Annotated in this window: 15 protein-coding genes; 6 read left to right on the forward strand and 9 right to left on the reverse strand. The window is 65.3% G+C overall.

Translation table 11 applies throughout. The annotated features are described in order from the left end of the window. The first annotated feature begins 94 nt into the window (after positions 1–94). Complete coding sequence (locus tag ASG20_RS16870; protein WP_056055535.1) at positions 95–1,162, forward strand: cupin-like domain-containing protein; 1,068 nt, start codon at positions 95–97, stop codon at positions 1,160–1,162. Positions 1,163–1,168: 6 nt separating this feature from the next. On the opposite strand, the gene ASG20_RS16875 is transcribed toward ASG20_RS16870, so the two are convergent. The 4 genes from ASG20_RS16875 to ASG20_RS16890 are packed head-to-tail and all read right to left on the reverse strand — an operon-like array spanning position 1,169 to position 6,870. Then, the gene (locus ASG20_RS16875; RefSeq protein WP_231420818.1) at positions 1,169–2,191 is read right to left on the reverse strand and encodes a cupin-like domain-containing protein; all 1,023 of its coding nucleotides are present in this window, start codon (positions 2,189–2,191) and stop codon (positions 1,169–1,171) included. A 52-nt stretch (positions 2,192–2,243) separates the two neighbouring features. Continuing rightward, a complete protein-coding gene (locus ASG20_RS16880; RefSeq protein WP_056055536.1) occupies positions 2,244–3,887 on the reverse strand; it encodes a tryptophan halogenase family protein in 1,644 nt (547 codons plus the stop codon). After that, a complete protein-coding gene (locus ASG20_RS16885) occupies positions 3,884–5,359 on the reverse strand; it encodes a tryptophan 7-halogenase (RefSeq protein WP_236698793.1) in 1,476 nt (491 codons plus the stop codon). The genes ASG20_RS16880 and ASG20_RS16885 overlap by 4 nt, the downstream gene beginning before the upstream one ends. Further along, the gene (locus tag ASG20_RS16890; RefSeq protein WP_056055543.1) at positions 5,359–6,870 is read right to left on the reverse strand and encodes a tryptophan halogenase family protein; all 1,512 of its coding nucleotides are present in this window, start codon (positions 6,868–6,870) and stop codon (positions 5,359–5,361) included. The genes ASG20_RS16885 and ASG20_RS16890 overlap by 1 nt, the downstream gene beginning before the upstream one ends. Before the next feature lie 250 nt (positions 6,871–7,120). On the opposite strand from ASG20_RS16890, the gene ASG20_RS16895 reads away from it, so the two are divergent. Further along, positions 7,121–10,597 (forward strand): TonB-dependent receptor, encoded by a 3,477-nt coding sequence (locus ASG20_RS16895; RefSeq protein ID WP_056055546.1) that lies wholly within the window; start codon positions 7,121–7,123, stop codon positions 10,595–10,597. A 307-nt stretch (positions 10,598–10,904) separates the two neighbouring features. Here the strand turns inward: ASG20_RS16895 and ASG20_RS16900 are convergent, their stop codons facing one another. From ASG20_RS16900 to ASG20_RS16920, 5 genes are all read right to left on the reverse strand, one after another. Then, the gene (locus ASG20_RS16900; protein ID WP_056055549.1) at positions 10,905–12,209 is read right to left on the reverse strand and encodes an HD-GYP domain-containing protein; all 1,305 of its coding nucleotides are present in this window, start codon (positions 12,207–12,209) and stop codon (positions 10,905–10,907) included. Between the two features lie 326 nt (positions 12,210–12,535). Further along, on the reverse strand, positions 12,536–13,150 hold the full coding sequence (locus tag ASG20_RS16905) for a response regulator transcription factor (protein WP_056055552.1): 615 nt from the start codon (positions 13,148–13,150) through the stop codon (positions 12,536–12,538). 259 nt (positions 13,151–13,409) lie between these two features. Further along, a complete protein-coding gene (gene fliP, locus ASG20_RS16910; protein ID WP_056055556.1) occupies positions 13,410–14,147 on the reverse strand; it encodes a flagellar type III secretion system pore protein FliP in 738 nt (245 codons plus the stop codon). Further along, positions 14,140–14,505 (reverse strand): flagellar biosynthetic protein FliO, encoded by a 366-nt coding sequence (locus tag ASG20_RS16915; protein ID WP_121885450.1) that lies wholly within the window; start codon positions 14,503–14,505, stop codon positions 14,140–14,142. The genes fliP and ASG20_RS16915 overlap by 8 nt, the downstream gene beginning before the upstream one ends. After that, positions 14,505–14,741: a FliM/FliN family flagellar motor switch protein gene (locus ASG20_RS16920; protein ID WP_056055559.1), complete on the reverse strand. Its 237-nt coding sequence runs from the start codon at positions 14,739–14,741 to the stop codon at positions 14,505–14,507. The genes ASG20_RS16915 and ASG20_RS16920 overlap by 1 nt, the downstream gene beginning before the upstream one ends. Positions 14,742–14,857: 116 nt before the next feature. Between ASG20_RS16920 and flgC the strand changes: the two genes are divergently transcribed. Genes flgC through fliR form a run of 4 tightly spaced genes read left to right on the forward strand, consistent with a single transcriptional unit; the run spans position 14,858 to position 16,629 of the window. After that, positions 14,858–15,265: a flagellar basal body rod protein FlgC gene (gene flgC, locus ASG20_RS16925; protein ID WP_056055562.1), complete on the forward strand. Its 408-nt coding sequence runs from the start codon at positions 14,858–14,860 to the stop codon at positions 15,263–15,265. A 12-nt stretch (positions 15,266–15,277) separates the two neighbouring features. Then, positions 15,278–15,607 carry a flagellar hook-basal body complex protein FliE gene (locus ASG20_RS16930; protein WP_056055566.1) on the forward strand — a complete coding sequence of 110 codons (330 nt, stop codon included), beginning with the start codon at positions 15,278–15,280 and terminating at the stop codon, positions 15,605–15,607. A gap of 1 nt (position 15,608) precedes the next feature. Then, complete coding sequence (gene fliQ / locus ASG20_RS16935) at positions 15,609–15,872, forward strand: flagellar biosynthesis protein FliQ (protein WP_056055568.1); 264 nt, start codon at positions 15,609–15,611, stop codon at positions 15,870–15,872. Beyond that, the gene (fliR, locus tag ASG20_RS16940; protein WP_056055571.1) at positions 15,865–16,629 is read left to right on the forward strand and encodes a flagellar biosynthetic protein FliR; all 765 of its coding nucleotides are present in this window, start codon (positions 15,865–15,867) and stop codon (positions 16,627–16,629) included. Before fliQ ends, fliR begins: the two co-directional genes overlap by 8 nt. The last annotated feature ends 2 nt before the right edge of the window (positions 16,630–16,631 follow it).

Below are 16,631 nucleotides of genomic sequence, written 5' to 3' on the forward strand. Positions count from 1 at the left end.
GTGCGGGGTGGTCTGGCGATCGTATCACACAGGAGCCTGCCGAGGCTGTCAACGCACTGTCGTCGCGCGTTTGCAGCCGCTATCGTCCCGGACGATGTCGTCCGTCCCACCGCCCGCAACCGATCGCTCCGCCACGGATCGCCCCGCGACCGATTGCCGCGTCGCGGAGCGCCCTGCCGTCGATGCAGCCGTGTTCGCCAGCGAGGTGGTGACGGCGTTCCAACCCGTCGTCCTGCGCGGACAGGTGCGCCATTGGCAGGCGGTCGCGGCCGGGCGCGGCGGCGACCGCGCGATGGCGGAGTATCTCGCCGCGTTCGGTGCGCCCGGCGGCAAGCCGCTCGACGTGATGATCGCGCCGCCCGAGGTCGAGGGTCGGTTTTTCTACGCCGACGAGACGCTGACGCGCTTCAACTTCCACCGCCAGCAGGTCCCGATCGGCGCGCTGGTGGCGGAGCTTCTGCGCTACGCCGAGACCGACGCGGCTCAGCCGCACACGCTGTACGCCAACGCGGCGACCGCGCCCGAGCATCTGCCCGGCTGGGAAGGCGCCAATCCACTCGATCTCGGTATCGATGCGTCCGCGCGGTTGTGGATCGGCAACGCGACGCGGATCGCGACGCATTACGACACGTCGATCAATATCGCATGCGTGGTGGCGGGGCGGCGTCGCTTCACGCTGTTCCCGCCCGACCAATTGCCCAATCTCTATGTCGGGCCGCTCGATCATACCATGGCCGGCCCGCCGTCGAGCATGGTCGACCCCGATGCTCCCGATCTTACGCGCTACCCGCGGTTCGCCGATGCGCTCGCGCACGCGCAGGTTGCCGAACTCGAACCCGGCGACGCGCTTTTCATTCCGCCGACCTGGTGGCATCACGTCCGTGCGTTCGGCCGGCTCAACGTGCTGGTCAACTACTGGTGGGAGCATCGCTCGGGTGCTGCGTTCCTTGCGCTGGTCCATGCGATCGGCGCCGTCCGTGATCTGCCGGTCGCGGAAAAACAGGCGTGGCATAGCTGGTACGAGCATCTCGTCTTCGCACCGGACGCCGCGCAGGCCGCCGATCATCTGCCGCCGTCCGCGCGCGGCATTCTCGGACCGGACAGCACGGACCGCACCGGCAGGATCCGTCAGTTCCTGATCAACATGCTGCAACGGCAGTAGTGCACGTCAGGACCGGTTGAGGCTCTGTCGCAAGGCTGCGCGCATCTGTTCCAGCCCGTCGCGGTCCGGCTCGCCGAGCACGCCCCTGACGTGGGGCGGCAAATGCGCGGCGGGATCGCCTTCGGTACGGAACACGAGATGGTCGAACATGGTCCGCCACACCCGCCGCTGGTCCTCCGGCAGCGTCCGCAGCGAGAACAGCGCGAGCAGCAGCGCGTCATAAGGGTTCGCCATGCCCTGGGGTGCGGGATCCCACCAGTAATTGCACAGCATGTTGACCGGCGCGAGCGATGCGACCGCGTGCCACCAGTGGAACGGGATATACAGCGCGTCGCCCGGTTCGAGTGTCGCTTCCCAGGCGTTCTCCATCGCTTGGGTGAACTGCGGATAGCGCTCCAGGTCCGGCGAGTCCGGGTCGACCATGCTGACCGGCGTGCCTGCGGGCGTCAGTTCGTACGGACCCATGTACAGGTTTGCGACCTGATCGGGCGGGAAGAGCGTGAAGCGGCGGCGACCGGCGATGACGACCGCGATGTTCTCCATCAGATCGTAATGCGTCGCCACCCGGATCGCGTTGCCGAGCCAGAGCCGCGGCACGACCTGCGTATCGACCAGGTCGATCCCCTGCTCGGCGACAAAGCCCGGCAGCAGGTCGGGGGCGGGGATCGACTGCACCGCCATCGCGTACGGTTGCGGCACCGTGCGATCGCGCAACAGCCGGTCGAGGAACGGATCGAGCGGCGAGCGTCCGCGGGTGAAGTTGAGTGCGGTCATGTCAGGCTGGTAGAAGAAACGCCCTTCGATTTCGGGCGGCCCGACGATCGCGCCTACCGGCTCGGCATGGCTGAAGGTCTTGAGATAATCGACCAGCGCCTCGTCCGAGGTCCGGGCGGCGCGAACCGCGGGCCAGTCGGCGGCCAGACCGCGCAGGACCACAGGCTGCGCGGCGGGGCGTATCTCGGCGTCGAAGCGCGCGCGGTCGATGCCGTGCAGTTCGGCGATCGGGGAAGGGGTGGCGAGACGCGTCACGCGTGGGCAAGCTCCGTGGTGCGCCAAGGTGCCGCTCGCTCATAAGTCTGCATCACAACGGCGAGCCCCCGCCGCCGACATCGAAGGGCGACTCCGCGGTAAAGGCAAAGAACGGAAGGTCGTCGGACGAGGTCGGGGCCGGGGCCGAAGCAGGCGTGGTGGGGGGAGATGCAGCCTGCGCGGCGAGCGGGGACAGCGCGGTCCGCCGCAGGAACTCGCCGTGCGTCGGCAGGCGCTGCGCGGTGTCGAGATACCCGCGCCGCATCTGCTCGAGCGCGCTTGCGACCTTCTGCTCGTCGAGCGCATCGGCGGCGGGTTCCCAGCCTTGCGGCGTGATTCCCTGGCCGAGACAGACCGCGACCCAGCTCGGGTTGCTGAACAGGTCGTAGCCTTCGCGGAACAGCCGACCCTTGCCGGCGAACAGGTCGATCTTGCGTTGCAGACTCTCGGGCACGTCCATCGTCCGCACCTGGTTCCAGAACGGCGAATCGTCGCGGCGCGTCGCCTTGTAGTGCAGGATGATGAAATCGCGGATGTCTTCGTACAGATCGTGCATCTGCCGGTTGAACTCGTCGCGTTCGACCGGATCGAAGCGCTTGTCGGGAAACAGCGCGATCAACCGCTGGATTCCCGCCTGGACCAGATGGATGCTGGTCGATTCGAGCGGTTCGATGAACCCGCTGGACAGGCCGAGCGCCACGACGTTGCGGTTCCAGCAGTCGCGGCGGCGACCGGCGGTGAATTGCAACCGTCGCGGCTCGGCGAGCTGTTCGCCTTCGAGGCTCGCGAGCAACTGTGCTTCGGCCTCGTCGTCGCCGAGATATTTGCTGCAATACACCAGGCCATTGCCCATCCGGTGCTGCAACGGGATGCGCCATCGCCAGCCCGCCTTGTGTGCGGTCGAGCGCGTGAACGCATCGGGCTCGCTCGGGTTGGGCAATGCGCAGGGGACCGCGATCGCACGGTCGCACGGCAGCCACTGCGCATAGCTCTCATAACCGGTGTGCAACGTTTCCTCGATCAACAGGCCCCGGAAACCCGAGCAGTCGATGAACAGGTCGCCCTCAATCCGGCGCCCGTCCTCAAGCGTGACCGCGGCGACATAGCCGTCCGCGGGGCGCTGGTTCACTTGGGCGATCTTGCCTTCGATCCGGACGATGCCGGCGCGCTCGGCATAGTCGCGCAGATATCGCGCATAGAGCGATGCGTCGAAATGGAACGCGTAGAACAGCTCGCGCACGGGCGATCGCGCGTCGCCGGTCGCGCGCCCAAACTTGCCGTTCGCGGCGGCCATCGCGCTCATCGACCAGGCCGAAATGTCGTCGATCGGCCGCCGGGCCTTCTCGCGCAGCCAAAGCTGGTGGAAATGGACGCCTTGCAGATCGTGGCCGTAATTGCCGAACGGGTGGAAATAGCGTTCGCCGAGCGCGCCCCAGTCGACGAACTCGATCCCGAGCTTGAACGTGCCCGACGTCGCCGCCAGGAACGCGTTCTCGTCGAGCCCGAGCATCTGGTTGAAATTGATCAGCGGCGGGATCGTCGCCTCGCCGACGCCAACCGTGCCGATCTCCTCGGATTCGACCAGCGTGATCTCGGTATACCCGTTGTTGAGAAACCGCGCGAAGGCCGCCGCGGCCATCCAGCCGGCGGTGCCGCCGCCGACGATGACGACGCGTCGGATCGAATGCTCGTTCATGGCAGGAGATGTCTCGTCTGGGCCGCACGATACGCGGCGTGGGTGGGAATATGCGGCAAGGCGGCGGCAATCTCGGTGGTCAGTCGTGCCATCGCGGTCTGCGCGGCAGCGGCCGGGACCGCCGCGACGAGCGGATCGATCCGTCGTGGCAGGACGCCCTGACCGATCAGGACGGCAGCCCAGCTATCGCGCGCGAACGTTTCCTCTTCATAGAAGGGAAGCCGGCCACGCTCGGTGAACTGCGCGAGCGTGTGCGAAAGGCTGGCGGGTGGCACGGCAGCGGCGGCGACCGCCTGCCACAGCGGATCGTCACGCTGCGCAACACGATAGTGCAACGCCAGGAAGTCGCGGACGCGTTCGGCCTCGGCCAGCGTCTGGCGGTTGAACTCGGCCGCTTCACCTCGGGTCGGCGTGCGACCGGGGAGCATCGCGATCAACCGGTCGATCGCGCTGAGCGCGAGGTGGAGGTTGCACCATTCGAGCGGTTCGACTTCGGTCGCGGCGTCACCGATCGCGATGCAATTGCCCAGCCACGGGTGCGGCCTCGTTCCCGGACGAACCCGGATCGGCTCGCCGGGCGCCGTGCCTGCGGCATTGCGCAACACGCGCGCGGCCTTTGCGTCGCTGATCTCCCCCGACGCATAGGCAAAGCCGCTTTGCGCGCCGCTGCTCCAGCGCCAACCCGCCGGATGCGCGACCGCAGTGGTGAGCACCAGCGGTTCCGCGCTACCCTCGGCGAGCAGGACGCGGTCGCACGGCAGCCATGCACTCCAGTCGTCCCTGACGTCGTCGAGTGCGCCGCGTAATTTTGCGTCGGGGCCGGTCGCGTCGACGAACAGGTCGGCGACGATGCGTGATCCGCTCGCAAGCTCCACCGCGGCGATTCCGTCGCCGGTATCGCGAACGAAGTCGGCTATTTCGCCGACGATCTCGCGCACGCCGACATGCAGCGCGAAGGCCCGCATCATCGTCTGATACCGCGGAAGGTCGAGCGTCAGCCCATATTCGTGATCCGCAAACGGCGTCTCGGGCATCGGCGGCGCGAACCGCCCGGCGCGGGCGAGCGCTGCGGCGGGCGAATGGCTGTCGAACGGTGCTGCGCGCGCGCCCTCCAGCACGGACCGGACCCAGTGAAGATGGAACGCGGTCGGACCCAGCGATCGGCCATAACGGCCATAGGCATGGACATAGTCGGGCAATACCGTCGCCCAGCCGCTGAACAGCGTCCCCAACCGATAGCCGCTCGCGGTCCGGGCGATGCCATCGGCGGCACCGATGCCGAGATCGTCGTGGAATCCGAGCAGCGACGGCAGCGTGCACGCGATCCGGTCCGCCAGCGCGTCGCGTGACGGCGTGCAGCGCAGGATAGCCACGTCGAGGAACGGCGCGCGGCGTTTCAGCGCGGCTGCCGCGCACCACGCGGTGATGCCGCCGCCCGCGACCAGGACGCTCCGGAGCTGCTCCTGCCGCATCAGGCCGCCTGTGCCATCGCGCAATAGCGTTCGATGAAGCTGCGGTGATCCGGGCGTCGCGCGACGTCGCTGGCGATCTCCCCGCGCAGTGCGTCGAGGCTGCGCGCCAGCGCGTCCGACGCGACCGGATCGGCGCGCGGGTCCCAGCCTTCCGGAACGATTCCCTGGCCGAGATACACCGCCACCCAGCTCGGATCGAGAAAGACGCCCTCGCGGTACTTCACGATCCGTGCGCGCGTGCGCCACAAGTCGAGCTTTTCCGACAGCGTGTCGGGGATCGGCATCGTCCGGACATAGTCCCAGAACGGCGAATCGCTGCGCGTCGTGGCGTGGTAGTGGAGGATCAGGAAATCGCGGATCCGATCATATTCGAGGTCGATCACGCGGTTGAACTCGTCGCGGTCGGCCGCGGCGATGCGGGGTTCGGGGAACAGCTCGATCAACGTCGTGATCGCCTGCTGGACCAGATAGATGCTGGTCGACTCGAGCGGTTCGAGGAACCCGCTCGCGAGCCCGATCGCGACGCAATTGCCGACCCAACTGCGGCGGCGGCGCCCGGCCTTGAACCGCAGCACGCGTGGTGCGGCCAGCGCCTCCCCCTCGACCGCGGCTTCGAGTGCGCGGCGCGCATCGTCGTCGGCAACGAAGCCGCTGGCATAGACATAGCCGTTGCCCGTGCGATGCTGCAGCGGGATCCGCCAGCGCCAGCCCGCGGGCATCGCGATCGCACTCGTATACGGCGTGACCGCGGTGCGCGTGCGGCACGGCATCGCCACCGCACGGTCGGTCGGCAGCCAGTGCGACCAGTCGACGAACGGTTCCGCCATTGCCTCGCCGAGCAACAGCGCGCGGAACCCCGAGCAGTCGACGAACAGGTCGCCTTCGATCCGTTCGCCGGTGTCCAGCACGATCGCGGCGATGTCGCCACTGTCGCCGTCACGCTCCACCCGGACCACGACCCCCTCGGTCCGGCGGGCGCCCATGCCCTCGGCAATCTCGCGGAGATAGGGTGCAAAGAGCAGCGCATCGAACTGATAGGCATAGCCGAACGTGCCGGCGAGCCGGTGCGGATCGGTCTCGGGACGATCGAACTTGCCGGCGCGTGCCAGCGCACACGCGTAGGACACAGTATCGAGCGACGGCAGAGGCGCGCCTTCGCGCAGCAAGCGCGCCCAGTAATGCTGGAAATCCACCCCGGCAGCGCCGCGACCGAACGTGCCGAACGGATGGATATAGCTGTCGCCGAGGCGGTTCCAGTCGCGAAACTCGATACCCAGTTTGAAGGTCGCCCGGGTGCGCGCCATGAAGTCGGCCTCGTCGATGCCGAGCCGCTCGTTGAACGCGCGGATATGCGGCAACGTGGCCTCGCCGACGCCGACCACGCCGATCGCCTCGGACTCGATCAGGTGCACCGAACACTGGCCCGGCAGCAGGCGCGATAGCGCTGCCGCGGTCATCCATCCGGCCGTGCCGCCACCAACCACAACCACGCGTGTTTTTGGTTTTGCCATGACCGGCACTCGATACCCCCCCGACGCGCCTTATGGTGGCGCTCTCACACGATGCTCCCTCATTCGACCCGTTGCGTCAACCGCGGATGGATTGTTGTGACGGCGTTGCTGGATTGTCACATTCTAAGTATTTACCGTTTGATTTCCGCACTATGTTACCGCAAACACACGCTGCACGCCGAGGCCCGGGACACTCGGCGGCGACAGGGAATCAGGCGCGATTACAGCGCTGCGTTTAGGAGGGGTCATAATGCGCCGCATTGCGCCGTCGAACACTGCCGTTCGTCATCTTGTTCGTTTTTTACATAGCGCGTCGGCGACGACGTTGTGCGTAGCCTTGGCTGGAGTCGCGCAGGCGCAGGCCGGTCCGGACCCTCAGCAGACTGCTGCAACCGCCGCCAATCAGACGTCGCCGACCGGCGCGAAAACCGGGCAGGGCACCGCCGGGTCGGCCAGCCCCGCGACCGCAACGGCCGATCCGTCCGCGACCGATACGCAAAGCACCGCCGCCGCCGATACCAGTGATGCGCCAGGCGAGATCGTCGTTACCGGAATTCGCCAGAGCCTTGCCAACGCGCAGAACATCAAGCGTAATTCCGATACCGTGGTCGACGCGATCACCGCGACCGATATCGGCGCCTTGCCCGATCGGTCGGTGACCGAAGCCTTGCAGCGCGTACCTGGCGTGTCGATCAGCCGCTTCGCCGGCGCCAACGACCCCGACCATTTCTCGGTCGAGGGTTCGGGCGTCGTGATCCGCGGCCTCAACTTCGTCCGGTCGGAATTCAACGGCCGCGACGCCTTCGCCGCCGGGATCGGCGGGCAGGCGCTCAACTTCAGCGACGTCCCGGCCGAACTGCTGGGGTCGGTAGAAGTCTACAAGAACGTCACCGCCGCTTCGATCGAGGGCGGGCTCGCCGGAACGGTCAATCTGAACACGCGCAAGCCGTTCGACAATAACGGCTTTCATATCGGTGCCGATGCCGAAGCGAACTACGGCGATTTCGCGAAGAAGTGGACGCCGACCGGGTCGCTGCTCGTCAGCAACACCTGGGATACGCCGATCGGTAAATTCGGCCTGCTCGGCGACGTGTCCTATTCGCGGATCCGCAGCCGTGCGGATGGCGTCCAGATCACCAATTTCCAGGCCCGTGACAACAGCCAGGTACCGTATCAGAACGGCAACGGCGTGCTTGTCTGTCGCAACCCGCTGCCGAGCAGCTCCGACACCACCACGCTGCCCGCCGCTGGCGCCGCGTGCAACGCCGCCTCGACCCCCGGGGCGGACGGCTTCGCCGATCTGTCGACGGGGCAATATTCGCCGCTCGGTGGCCAGTATCGGACGCAGACCTTCGATCGCAAGCGCGACGGCGTCGCCTTGGCCGCGCAGTTCGAGTCGACTGATCGCTCCTTCCTGCTGACCGGGCAATATCTTCGCTCGCACACGACGAACTCGACCAGCGAGCATACGTTCGAAGCGGCTCCGGATCTGTCCGAATACAGCACCTTCCCCAACGGCTGTCAGCAGAACAGCAACGGTCCGCTCTACAACAACAACGGTACGACGCGGGCGGAATGCCCGGTCGGCGGGTTCACGAACTATACCTACGATGCGAACGGGCTGTTCAAGAGCGGCTATATCACGACGCCGGGCACCGGTTTTCGCACCAACCGCAGCGGCGCGCCATCGACCACGTCGATCCCGACCGGCGGCGCGCCGATCTCCCTGTCGCGCGGCCAGACCTATGAGCGGAACCTCATCAACGATTACGGCCTGAATGCGGAAATTCACCCGACCGAACGGCTGACGATCGCGCTGGACGCGGACTACACCCGCTCGGAGCACGAAACGTTCAGCCTGAACATCTTCGGCGAGACGTTCGCTGACCAGGAACTGGATCTGTCGGGGAGCGTGCCGAACGTCATCTCGCACAAGCCGAGCACGTTGTCGGCGGCATGGGCGACACCGGCGAACGCCGTCCTCGCCGGCCAGACCGACAGCCAGTATTTCGCCGATCCGAGCACGACCTTCTGGCGCGCCGCGATGGATCATGCCGAGCACAGCGTCGGCAAGGAGTTCCAGTTCAAAGGCGATGCGACGTACGACTTCGCCGATGGCGGCTTCTTCACCAAGGCACGGTTCGGCGCGCGCTATGCCGACCGCGATCAGACGGTGCAGTATTCGACCTACAACTGGGGCATGGTCAGCGAAGTCTGGGCAGGGTACCCGGTGACGGTGAACCAGTTCGGTGGCGACCGGGCGGACTATTACACGTTCCCGAACTTCTTCCGCGGCGCGACGAATTCGCCACCAGGCGCGTATTACTACAATGGCGACATGATCAAGGACTATAACGGCGCCGTTGATTTCATCAAACAAGTCGAGTCCACCGCGCAGACGCAGAACGGCAACACCCAACAGCAGTGGCGGCCGCTCGCCGAGCGCCCTGGTGTCGTGGCCGGGACGAATTACCTGCCCAGCGAGATCCAGCGCGTCCACCAGCGCGACTTCTCGGCCTATGCGATGGTGTCGTTCAAGACCGAGTCCGACAGCAACGGGCTGAACTTCAGCGGCAATGTCGGTGCGCGCTATGTACGGACCGGGCTGGACTCGTTCGGCACGAGCACGATTCCGAACCAGGCGACGTTGAACATCACCAACCCCTATGACACACGCTGCGCCGTTTCCGCGGTGCCGGCGGGTGCACCTCCCGGTACGAACCCAACGCGTCCTGGGGGTGTCTGCAATCTCGGGGCAACCGGCTATGCCCAGCTGCAGCAATTTGCCGGTGTGGATACGGCCAATCTCTTCAACCAAGCCAAGAACAACTACAATTACCTCCTGCCGAGCGTAAACCTGAAGCTTGGCATCACGCCGAAGCTGCTCGCTCGCCTGTCGGGATCGAAGGTGCTGACCCGCCCGGATTCCGCGCTGATCCGCAATTACCAGCAGATCTCGATCGACGGGAACGGCAACTTCCTGAGCACGGTGGGCAACCCGTATCTGAAGCCCGCGACGGCGTATCAGTTCGATCTCACCGCGGAATGGTACTTCTCGAAGGTCGGCTCGCTGACGATCGACGCGTTCTACAAGGACGTGAAGAACTTCTTCTATCAGTCGGTCGTCAACCTGCCGCTGCAGAACAACGGGATCACCTTCCCGCTGCTGACGCGCGGCCCTGCCAACTACAACGGACACGGCAAGATCAAGGGTGTCGAGGTCGCGTATCAGCAGACCTTCGATTTCCTGCCGGGTGTTCTGAGCGGCCTTGGCTTCACCGGGAACTATTCGTTCATCCAGAGCTCGGGGCTGCCGAATTCGTTCCTGAACGGGGGGACGCCGGTCGGTAACGTCGCGCCGCAGACCAAGACCGGCAGCCTGCCGCTCGAGGGTCTGTCCAAGCACAACGTCAACGCGACGCTGTTCTACGAGAAGGGGCCGGTCTCGGTTCGTGCCGCGTATAACTGGCGGTCGAAATACCTGCTGACGGCGGCCGACGTGATCTTCCCGTATACGTCGATCTTCCAAGCCGCTGCCGGGCAGCTCGATGCCTCCGCCTTCCTCAACGTCAACAAGTACATCAAGGTCGGCGTGCAGGGCGTGAACCTGACCAACTCGGTGACCAAGACGCTGCAGGCGTATAGCGGTGACCCGAGCGCGCTCGCACCGCGGTCCTACTTCGTCAACGACCGCCGCTTCTCGTTCATCCTGCGCGGCAATTTCTAAGCTCCCCGGGGGGAGGGCGATCCAACGCTCGCTTTCCCCAACGGCGTTTCATCAGGGTGCGTCGCTGCACGCAGGACGGCATATCGGATAGCGGCCGTAACACGGCAAAGGCGACGATCCGGTTATGACGGGCCTTGTTCCCAAATGGGCACGATCACCGCGGCCCAGGCGGGGCAGCGACGTTCTGATCGAAGTTTTGGACCTTCTATTCCCATGACACGCGACGACAGCGTCAGTTTGCCGGCCATTTTCGCAACTAAGGCGACCAGCGACCAGCGACCAGCGACCAGCGACCAGCGATCAGCGATCAGCGAGCGTCGGCGAGGTGGCGTGCCGGTCGGTCGGAGTTCGTGTCGGTGGGACGGACTGAAACGATCTTCGGGACGCACCCGCTCATCAGCTGCTCGGCGACGAGCGGCCAGCCGGTGATCCCCCAGTCGACCGGGGACTCTTCCCGAACGATCTGATCATGCCCGAGATCATCGTCGAGGACGAGGTCCAGCAGCGGCAGTTGGGTGCGTTCGCGTGCACAGAAAAAGACGCGGACCTTTGGCCGTGACGTTCGGCGGTCATTGGGCATGGTGACGGCCAGCCGGTTGGAGCTGAGATACACGAGCAGACCGGGCGGGTAGACGCCGATCGTCTTCATGAACCCCAGAAGCAGTTCGCGATCGAAATTCCCGTCCCAGTCGTACATGCGGCCGATGGCCTCCTCGGCTTTCCAGGCGGCCTTGTAGCTGCGGTTGGAGGTCAAGGCGTCGTAGACATCGCAGATTGCAGCGATGCGGGCGGCCCGGCTGATCTGATCGTCCTTGAGCCCAAATGGATACCCCGAACCGTCGAGCCGTTCGTGATGGTGACGACACACGTCCAGGACGACGTCCGACGCACCGGCATGTCGGGTGAGCAGCCGATAGCCATGTTCCGGATGAGTGCGGACGAGCGCGAATTCGGCGTCGGTCAGCGGACCCGGCTTCTGCAGGATCTTGTTGGGGACGACGATCTTGCCGATGTCGTGCACCATGCCGGCAACACCATAGTCGAAGACCTCGCTCTCCGGCATGTCGAGATGACGCGCAAAGCTCGTCATCAACGCGCTCACCGCGAGCGAATGCACATACGTGTATTCGTCCTGCTTCTTCAGTCTCGTGACGGCGATGAGCGCGTAGGGATTGCGCGCCACCGAGGCCATCACCTCCGCTACCAGCGGCGCGAACGCAGTCAGCCGGACCTTCTCGCCGGCATGCGCTTCGGCGAACAGGCGCTTAATCTCACGCGCGGAATGCTTGACGAGCGCTACGGCGCGTTCCCGTTCCTCCGCGAAACCGTGCCGTCGTTGAGCGGGGAGCAGCGATGGAGACAGCAGCTCGTGCCCGGCGACCGAGGCGGCGCCATCCTCGGCGGCGGCCCCGCTATCGGCGCTATCGAGCGCCAAGCCCCGTCCTTCGTCGATAACGACGCCGGTGACGGAGCTTTCGCGAATGCGTGCGAGATCTTTCGCGTCGGTCAGGTGAAAACGCGGAAGCCAGAAGGGATGGTCGAGCCAGGATCCTTCGAACCGGTGCACGAACATGCCAAGCGTTACCTGGTCGCGCCGAATGCGTCGCAACACGTCCTGTCTCCTTTCAAGCACTTCTGGGATACAGGCATGAAGGAAGCGTTATGCCGTTACCGGCAGCCTTACGCGATTTACTTACAATCGTGTCGCTGGTCTGATCGATCGGGCGTGTATTCCAGTATTGCGCCGAACCTGGTTCCGCGCGCTCGTGCAGACGGGCCCTCCACCGCCGATGCGACTGCAGTGCTAGCTAGAAGGCACGATCGCGATCATCGGCGAGGAACCCGTCGAGCCTTGTGACCGACCGCCGCTCAGTGAGCAGCATCCCGCGGATCAGAAGAGTTTCGCGTATCCCCATCCGTCCCCGTGCAGGCGATCCGTCACTCGGTGTCCTCGAACGTGACCCTTGCCGTGAAGGCGAGTTGCAGCACCTGCGCCACGGTCCGGAGCTTGAGCTTCGTCATCATCTTGGCGCGGTGAATCTCGACGGTGCGGGGGCTGAGCGCGAGCCGGCTGGCGATGATCTTGTTCGGCCAGCCGCCGATCAGGCCATTGAAGACCGAGCGTTCGCGGGGCGACAAGCTGTCGATCCGCGCGCGCGCAAGGCGCGTCGCGGCCCCGACGTCGTCACGCTGCTGCGTGCGTTCGACCGCGGCGGCGAGCGCCCGCAGCAGTTGTCGGGCATCGACCGGCGACTCGAGAACGTCGGTCGCGCCGGCTTTCATCAATTCGACGGCAAGATTGGTTTCGCAGGTGTCGACGATAACGATCGGGACGACCGCGGACTGGCGTTCGACGATGTCCTTCAGGATCGCGAACTCGTCGACGGCCGGCCGGCTGACGTTGATCAACAGGATCGCTGCCAGCGCCGGGTCGTGATGCATCGCAAAGGTCTTGAGATCCGCCGCGATCGCCGAAAGGCCCTGGAGCGGCAACGCGATGGCATCGCCTGCGACATAGATCGGCAGGGCAGCGTCGGCGCCGAACGGGCTCAAGATCGGGGGTCCCAAGGGATCTCCCCCCTTGCTGCACGGTGTGGGCAAAACACAATCGATTGTGGCCGCGGCTACGGGAATGGCCGAACAGTCAGTGGTACCGTCGTCTGAACAATCGGTCAGGCGGACGGTAGCAGCAGTATTACGCATCGCCGGTTCCCCTTTGTGCCCCGCATCTAACGGAAATCCGGCGTTTATGTCATCAGATCACTATAAGATATCTAATTTATGTTATTAACATAGGTTGTAAATAAATTCCTTACACGCCTGTGCCGAAGCTTTTTACCAGGGATCCGGCGACTAGAGCCCATCCGTCGACCAAGACAAAAAAGATGATCTTCATTGGTAGCGATATCGTTGGCGGTGGTAGCATCATCATGCCCATCGCCATCAATACTGCCGCAACCGCGAGGTCGATCACGAGGAACGGGATCAGCAGTAGAAAACCGATCTCGAACGCGCGGCGCAATTCCGAGATCATGAACGCCGGCATCAGCGTCGACAGGCCGGTGTCTGCCCGCGCGACTGGCGGCTTGTGCGCGAGTTCGGTGAACAGCGCGAGATCCTGATCGCGGACCTGAGACAGCATGAAGCGGCGGAACGGCTCGATGGTCCGGTCGAACGCTTGAGTCTCCTGGATCTTGCCTGCGGTGTACGGCTGGACGCCGTCGTGCCACGCCTGTTCGAAGGTCGGCGCCATCACGAAGAACGACAGGAACAGCGAAAGGCTGATGATGACCGGGTTGGGCGGCACGCCCTGCGCGCCGAGACCGGTGCGGAGCAGCGACAGCGCGACGACGATGCGGGTGAACGACGTGACCGTCATCAGGATGCCCGGCGCGAGGCTCAGCACCGTGAGCATCAGGATGAGCTGGATCGCGCGCGCCGACAGACTGCCCTGGCCGAACGTCACCGATGCGCTCTGCGCCATCGCCGCGGTCGGTGCGAACAGCATCGCCGCGCCGAGGATGAGTGCGAGTGCGCTGCGCTTACGCATTGAACCACGCCTCTTCGAGTGACTTGCACAGCACGGGACTGTGCGAGCCTTCCGCCTGTTCGAGATCGGCGATCGCCTGCGCCTCCTCGTCCGCGCGAACGATGCGCGTTTCGAGGATCGTGGCGCGGTCGGGGTGGAGCACGAACAGATGTTCGCGGTCGTCGCGGCGGACGAGGATGATCGACCGCTTGCCGTCGATCTGGATGCGTTCGACCAGCTCGACGCGGCGGCCGAGCTTGACGCCGACCCGGCCGGGCAGCGCGATATCGTAGCGGCGGACCAGCCACAGCGCGGCCGCGAGCATGCCCAGCACGACGCCGAGACCGCCCATCGTCCGCAGCAGCGCGGCGATATCCATCAACGATGCTCCCGCGGGATGACCTGGGTCACTTCGAGCGACATCTGGTCTTCGTCGACCAGCACGCGGCCCTTCGCGACCAGCTTGCCGTTGACATAGACCAGGGTCGGGTCGTCGTGACCGCAATCCAGCGCGATCATCGCGCCGCGCCCCATCGCCAGGATCTGGCGGATCGGCAGATTGGTCGATCCCAGGACGATCGACAGATCGATGGTGATATCCTCGAGTACGGACATGAATGTTCCTTCCTTGAGGCCATCATAGGAAAGAATTGCCGGGTCCCGACCGGGGCCGGAACTTTTTGCCTATTAGGGAAAGGTGGGTGTCATCACGGCGCCCGACGGAGACAATCATGGACCTGACCGACGCGGTACAGGTGTCGGCATCCGGACTGCGCGCGCAGTCGTTGCGGATGCGCGTCATTGCCGAAAACCTCGCCAATGCGGATTCCGTATCGGCATCGCCCGGCGGCGATCCCTATCGCCGTAGGGTCGCGAGCTTCAGTGCCGACGTCGATCGCGCGAACGGCACCAACGGCGTCAAGATCCGCTCGGTCGAGGCGGACAAGACCGCTTTCCAGCGTGCGTATCAGCCGGGCAGTCCGGCGGCCGACGCCAAGGGCTATGTGCTGATGCCGAACGTCAATCCGCTGATCGAAGCGGCCGACATGAAGGCCGCGCAGCGCGCCTACGAAGCCAATCTCAACGCCATCGAAGCGGCCAAGAGCCTGACGATGCGCACCATAGACCTTTTGAAGTAAGGACGAACAACGATGTCCATCGGAGCATTGGATGCGACCTCCGCCTATGGCCGGGCGCTTGGTATCGGCAAGGACTCGGGCGGGCTGCTCGGCAAGGCCGGCGGCGTCGGCGCGAGCACGGGTGCGGGCGGGTTCGGCGACATGGTCGAACATCTCGTCGGCGATGCGGCAGGCTCGATGCGCGCCGCCGAGTCCGCGAGCGCGAAGCAGGTCGCGGGCAAGGGCGACCTGATCGACGTCGTCACCGCGATGGGCGCGGCGGAAACCGCGCTCGACACCGTCGTCGCGGTGCGCGACCGCGTGGTCAGCGCCTATTCCGACATCATGCGGATGCAGATCTGACATGTCGCCGACCGACGTCATCGAAATCACGCGGTCCGCGCTGGTCGTCGTGCTGACGGTCTGCGGACCGTTGCTGCTGACCGCGCTCATCGTCGGCGTCGCGGTCAGCCTCATGCAGGCGCTGACCCAGGTGCAGGAACAGACGCTGACCTTCGTCCCGAAACTGGTAGCAATGGGCGTCGTGCTGATGCTCACCTTGCCGATGATGGGGCATGCGATGGCCGATTTCACGCACCTCGTGGCCGACCGCATCATCCATGGCTGACACGCTCAACGGCATCCCGATCTGGGCGGTCGCGTTTCTCGTGCTGTTCGCGCGGGTCGGCGCGGTGCTGATGGTCCTGCCGGTCTTCTCGGAGGATGCGATCCCAGCGCGAATCCGGCTGATGATCGCGTTCGGGATGACCGCCGGGCTGTGGGGTATCCTGTCGCCGCACGTCCAGTCGGTGACGCAGAACATCGATGCGCTCCCCGGCGTGATCCTGTGCGAGTTGCTGACCGGCCTTGGCCTCGGCATGCTGGTGCGGATCATGTTCATGGCGATGGCGATCGCGGGGTCGATCGCCAGCCTCCAGGTCGGGCTGACCTCGGCGATCGTCGCCGACAGTTCGCAGGGCGGGCAGGCCAGCATCCTGTCGAAATTCGTCGGCGTCGCCGCCGGCGTGATCTGCATGGCGCTGCTCGTCCATCATCTCTGGATCGCCGCGATCGTGCGGTCCTATGATGTGTTCCCGGTCGGCGGCGTGCCGGCAGCGGGCGATTTCGCCGCGCTCGCGGTCAAGACCGTCAGCCGGTCGATGGCGCTCGGCGTCAGCCTGGCCGCGCCGATGATCGTCTACGGGATCGTCTTCAACGTCGCGCTCGGCCTGTCGGCGCGGCTGGCCCCCGCGATCCAGATCTTCTTCGTCGCGCAACCGCTCAACCTGCTGTTCGGCCTCGCGCTGTTCTCGACGCTGCTTGGCGTGATGCTGACCGTGTTCGCAGCGTCGATGGGCAGCTGGATCCAGGCGGGCTGGGGCTGATC

This window comes from Sphingomonas sp. Leaf198 (genome assembly GCF_001424005.1).
Taxonomy (GTDB): domain Bacteria; phylum Pseudomonadota; class Alphaproteobacteria; order Sphingomonadales; family Sphingomonadaceae; genus Sphingomonas.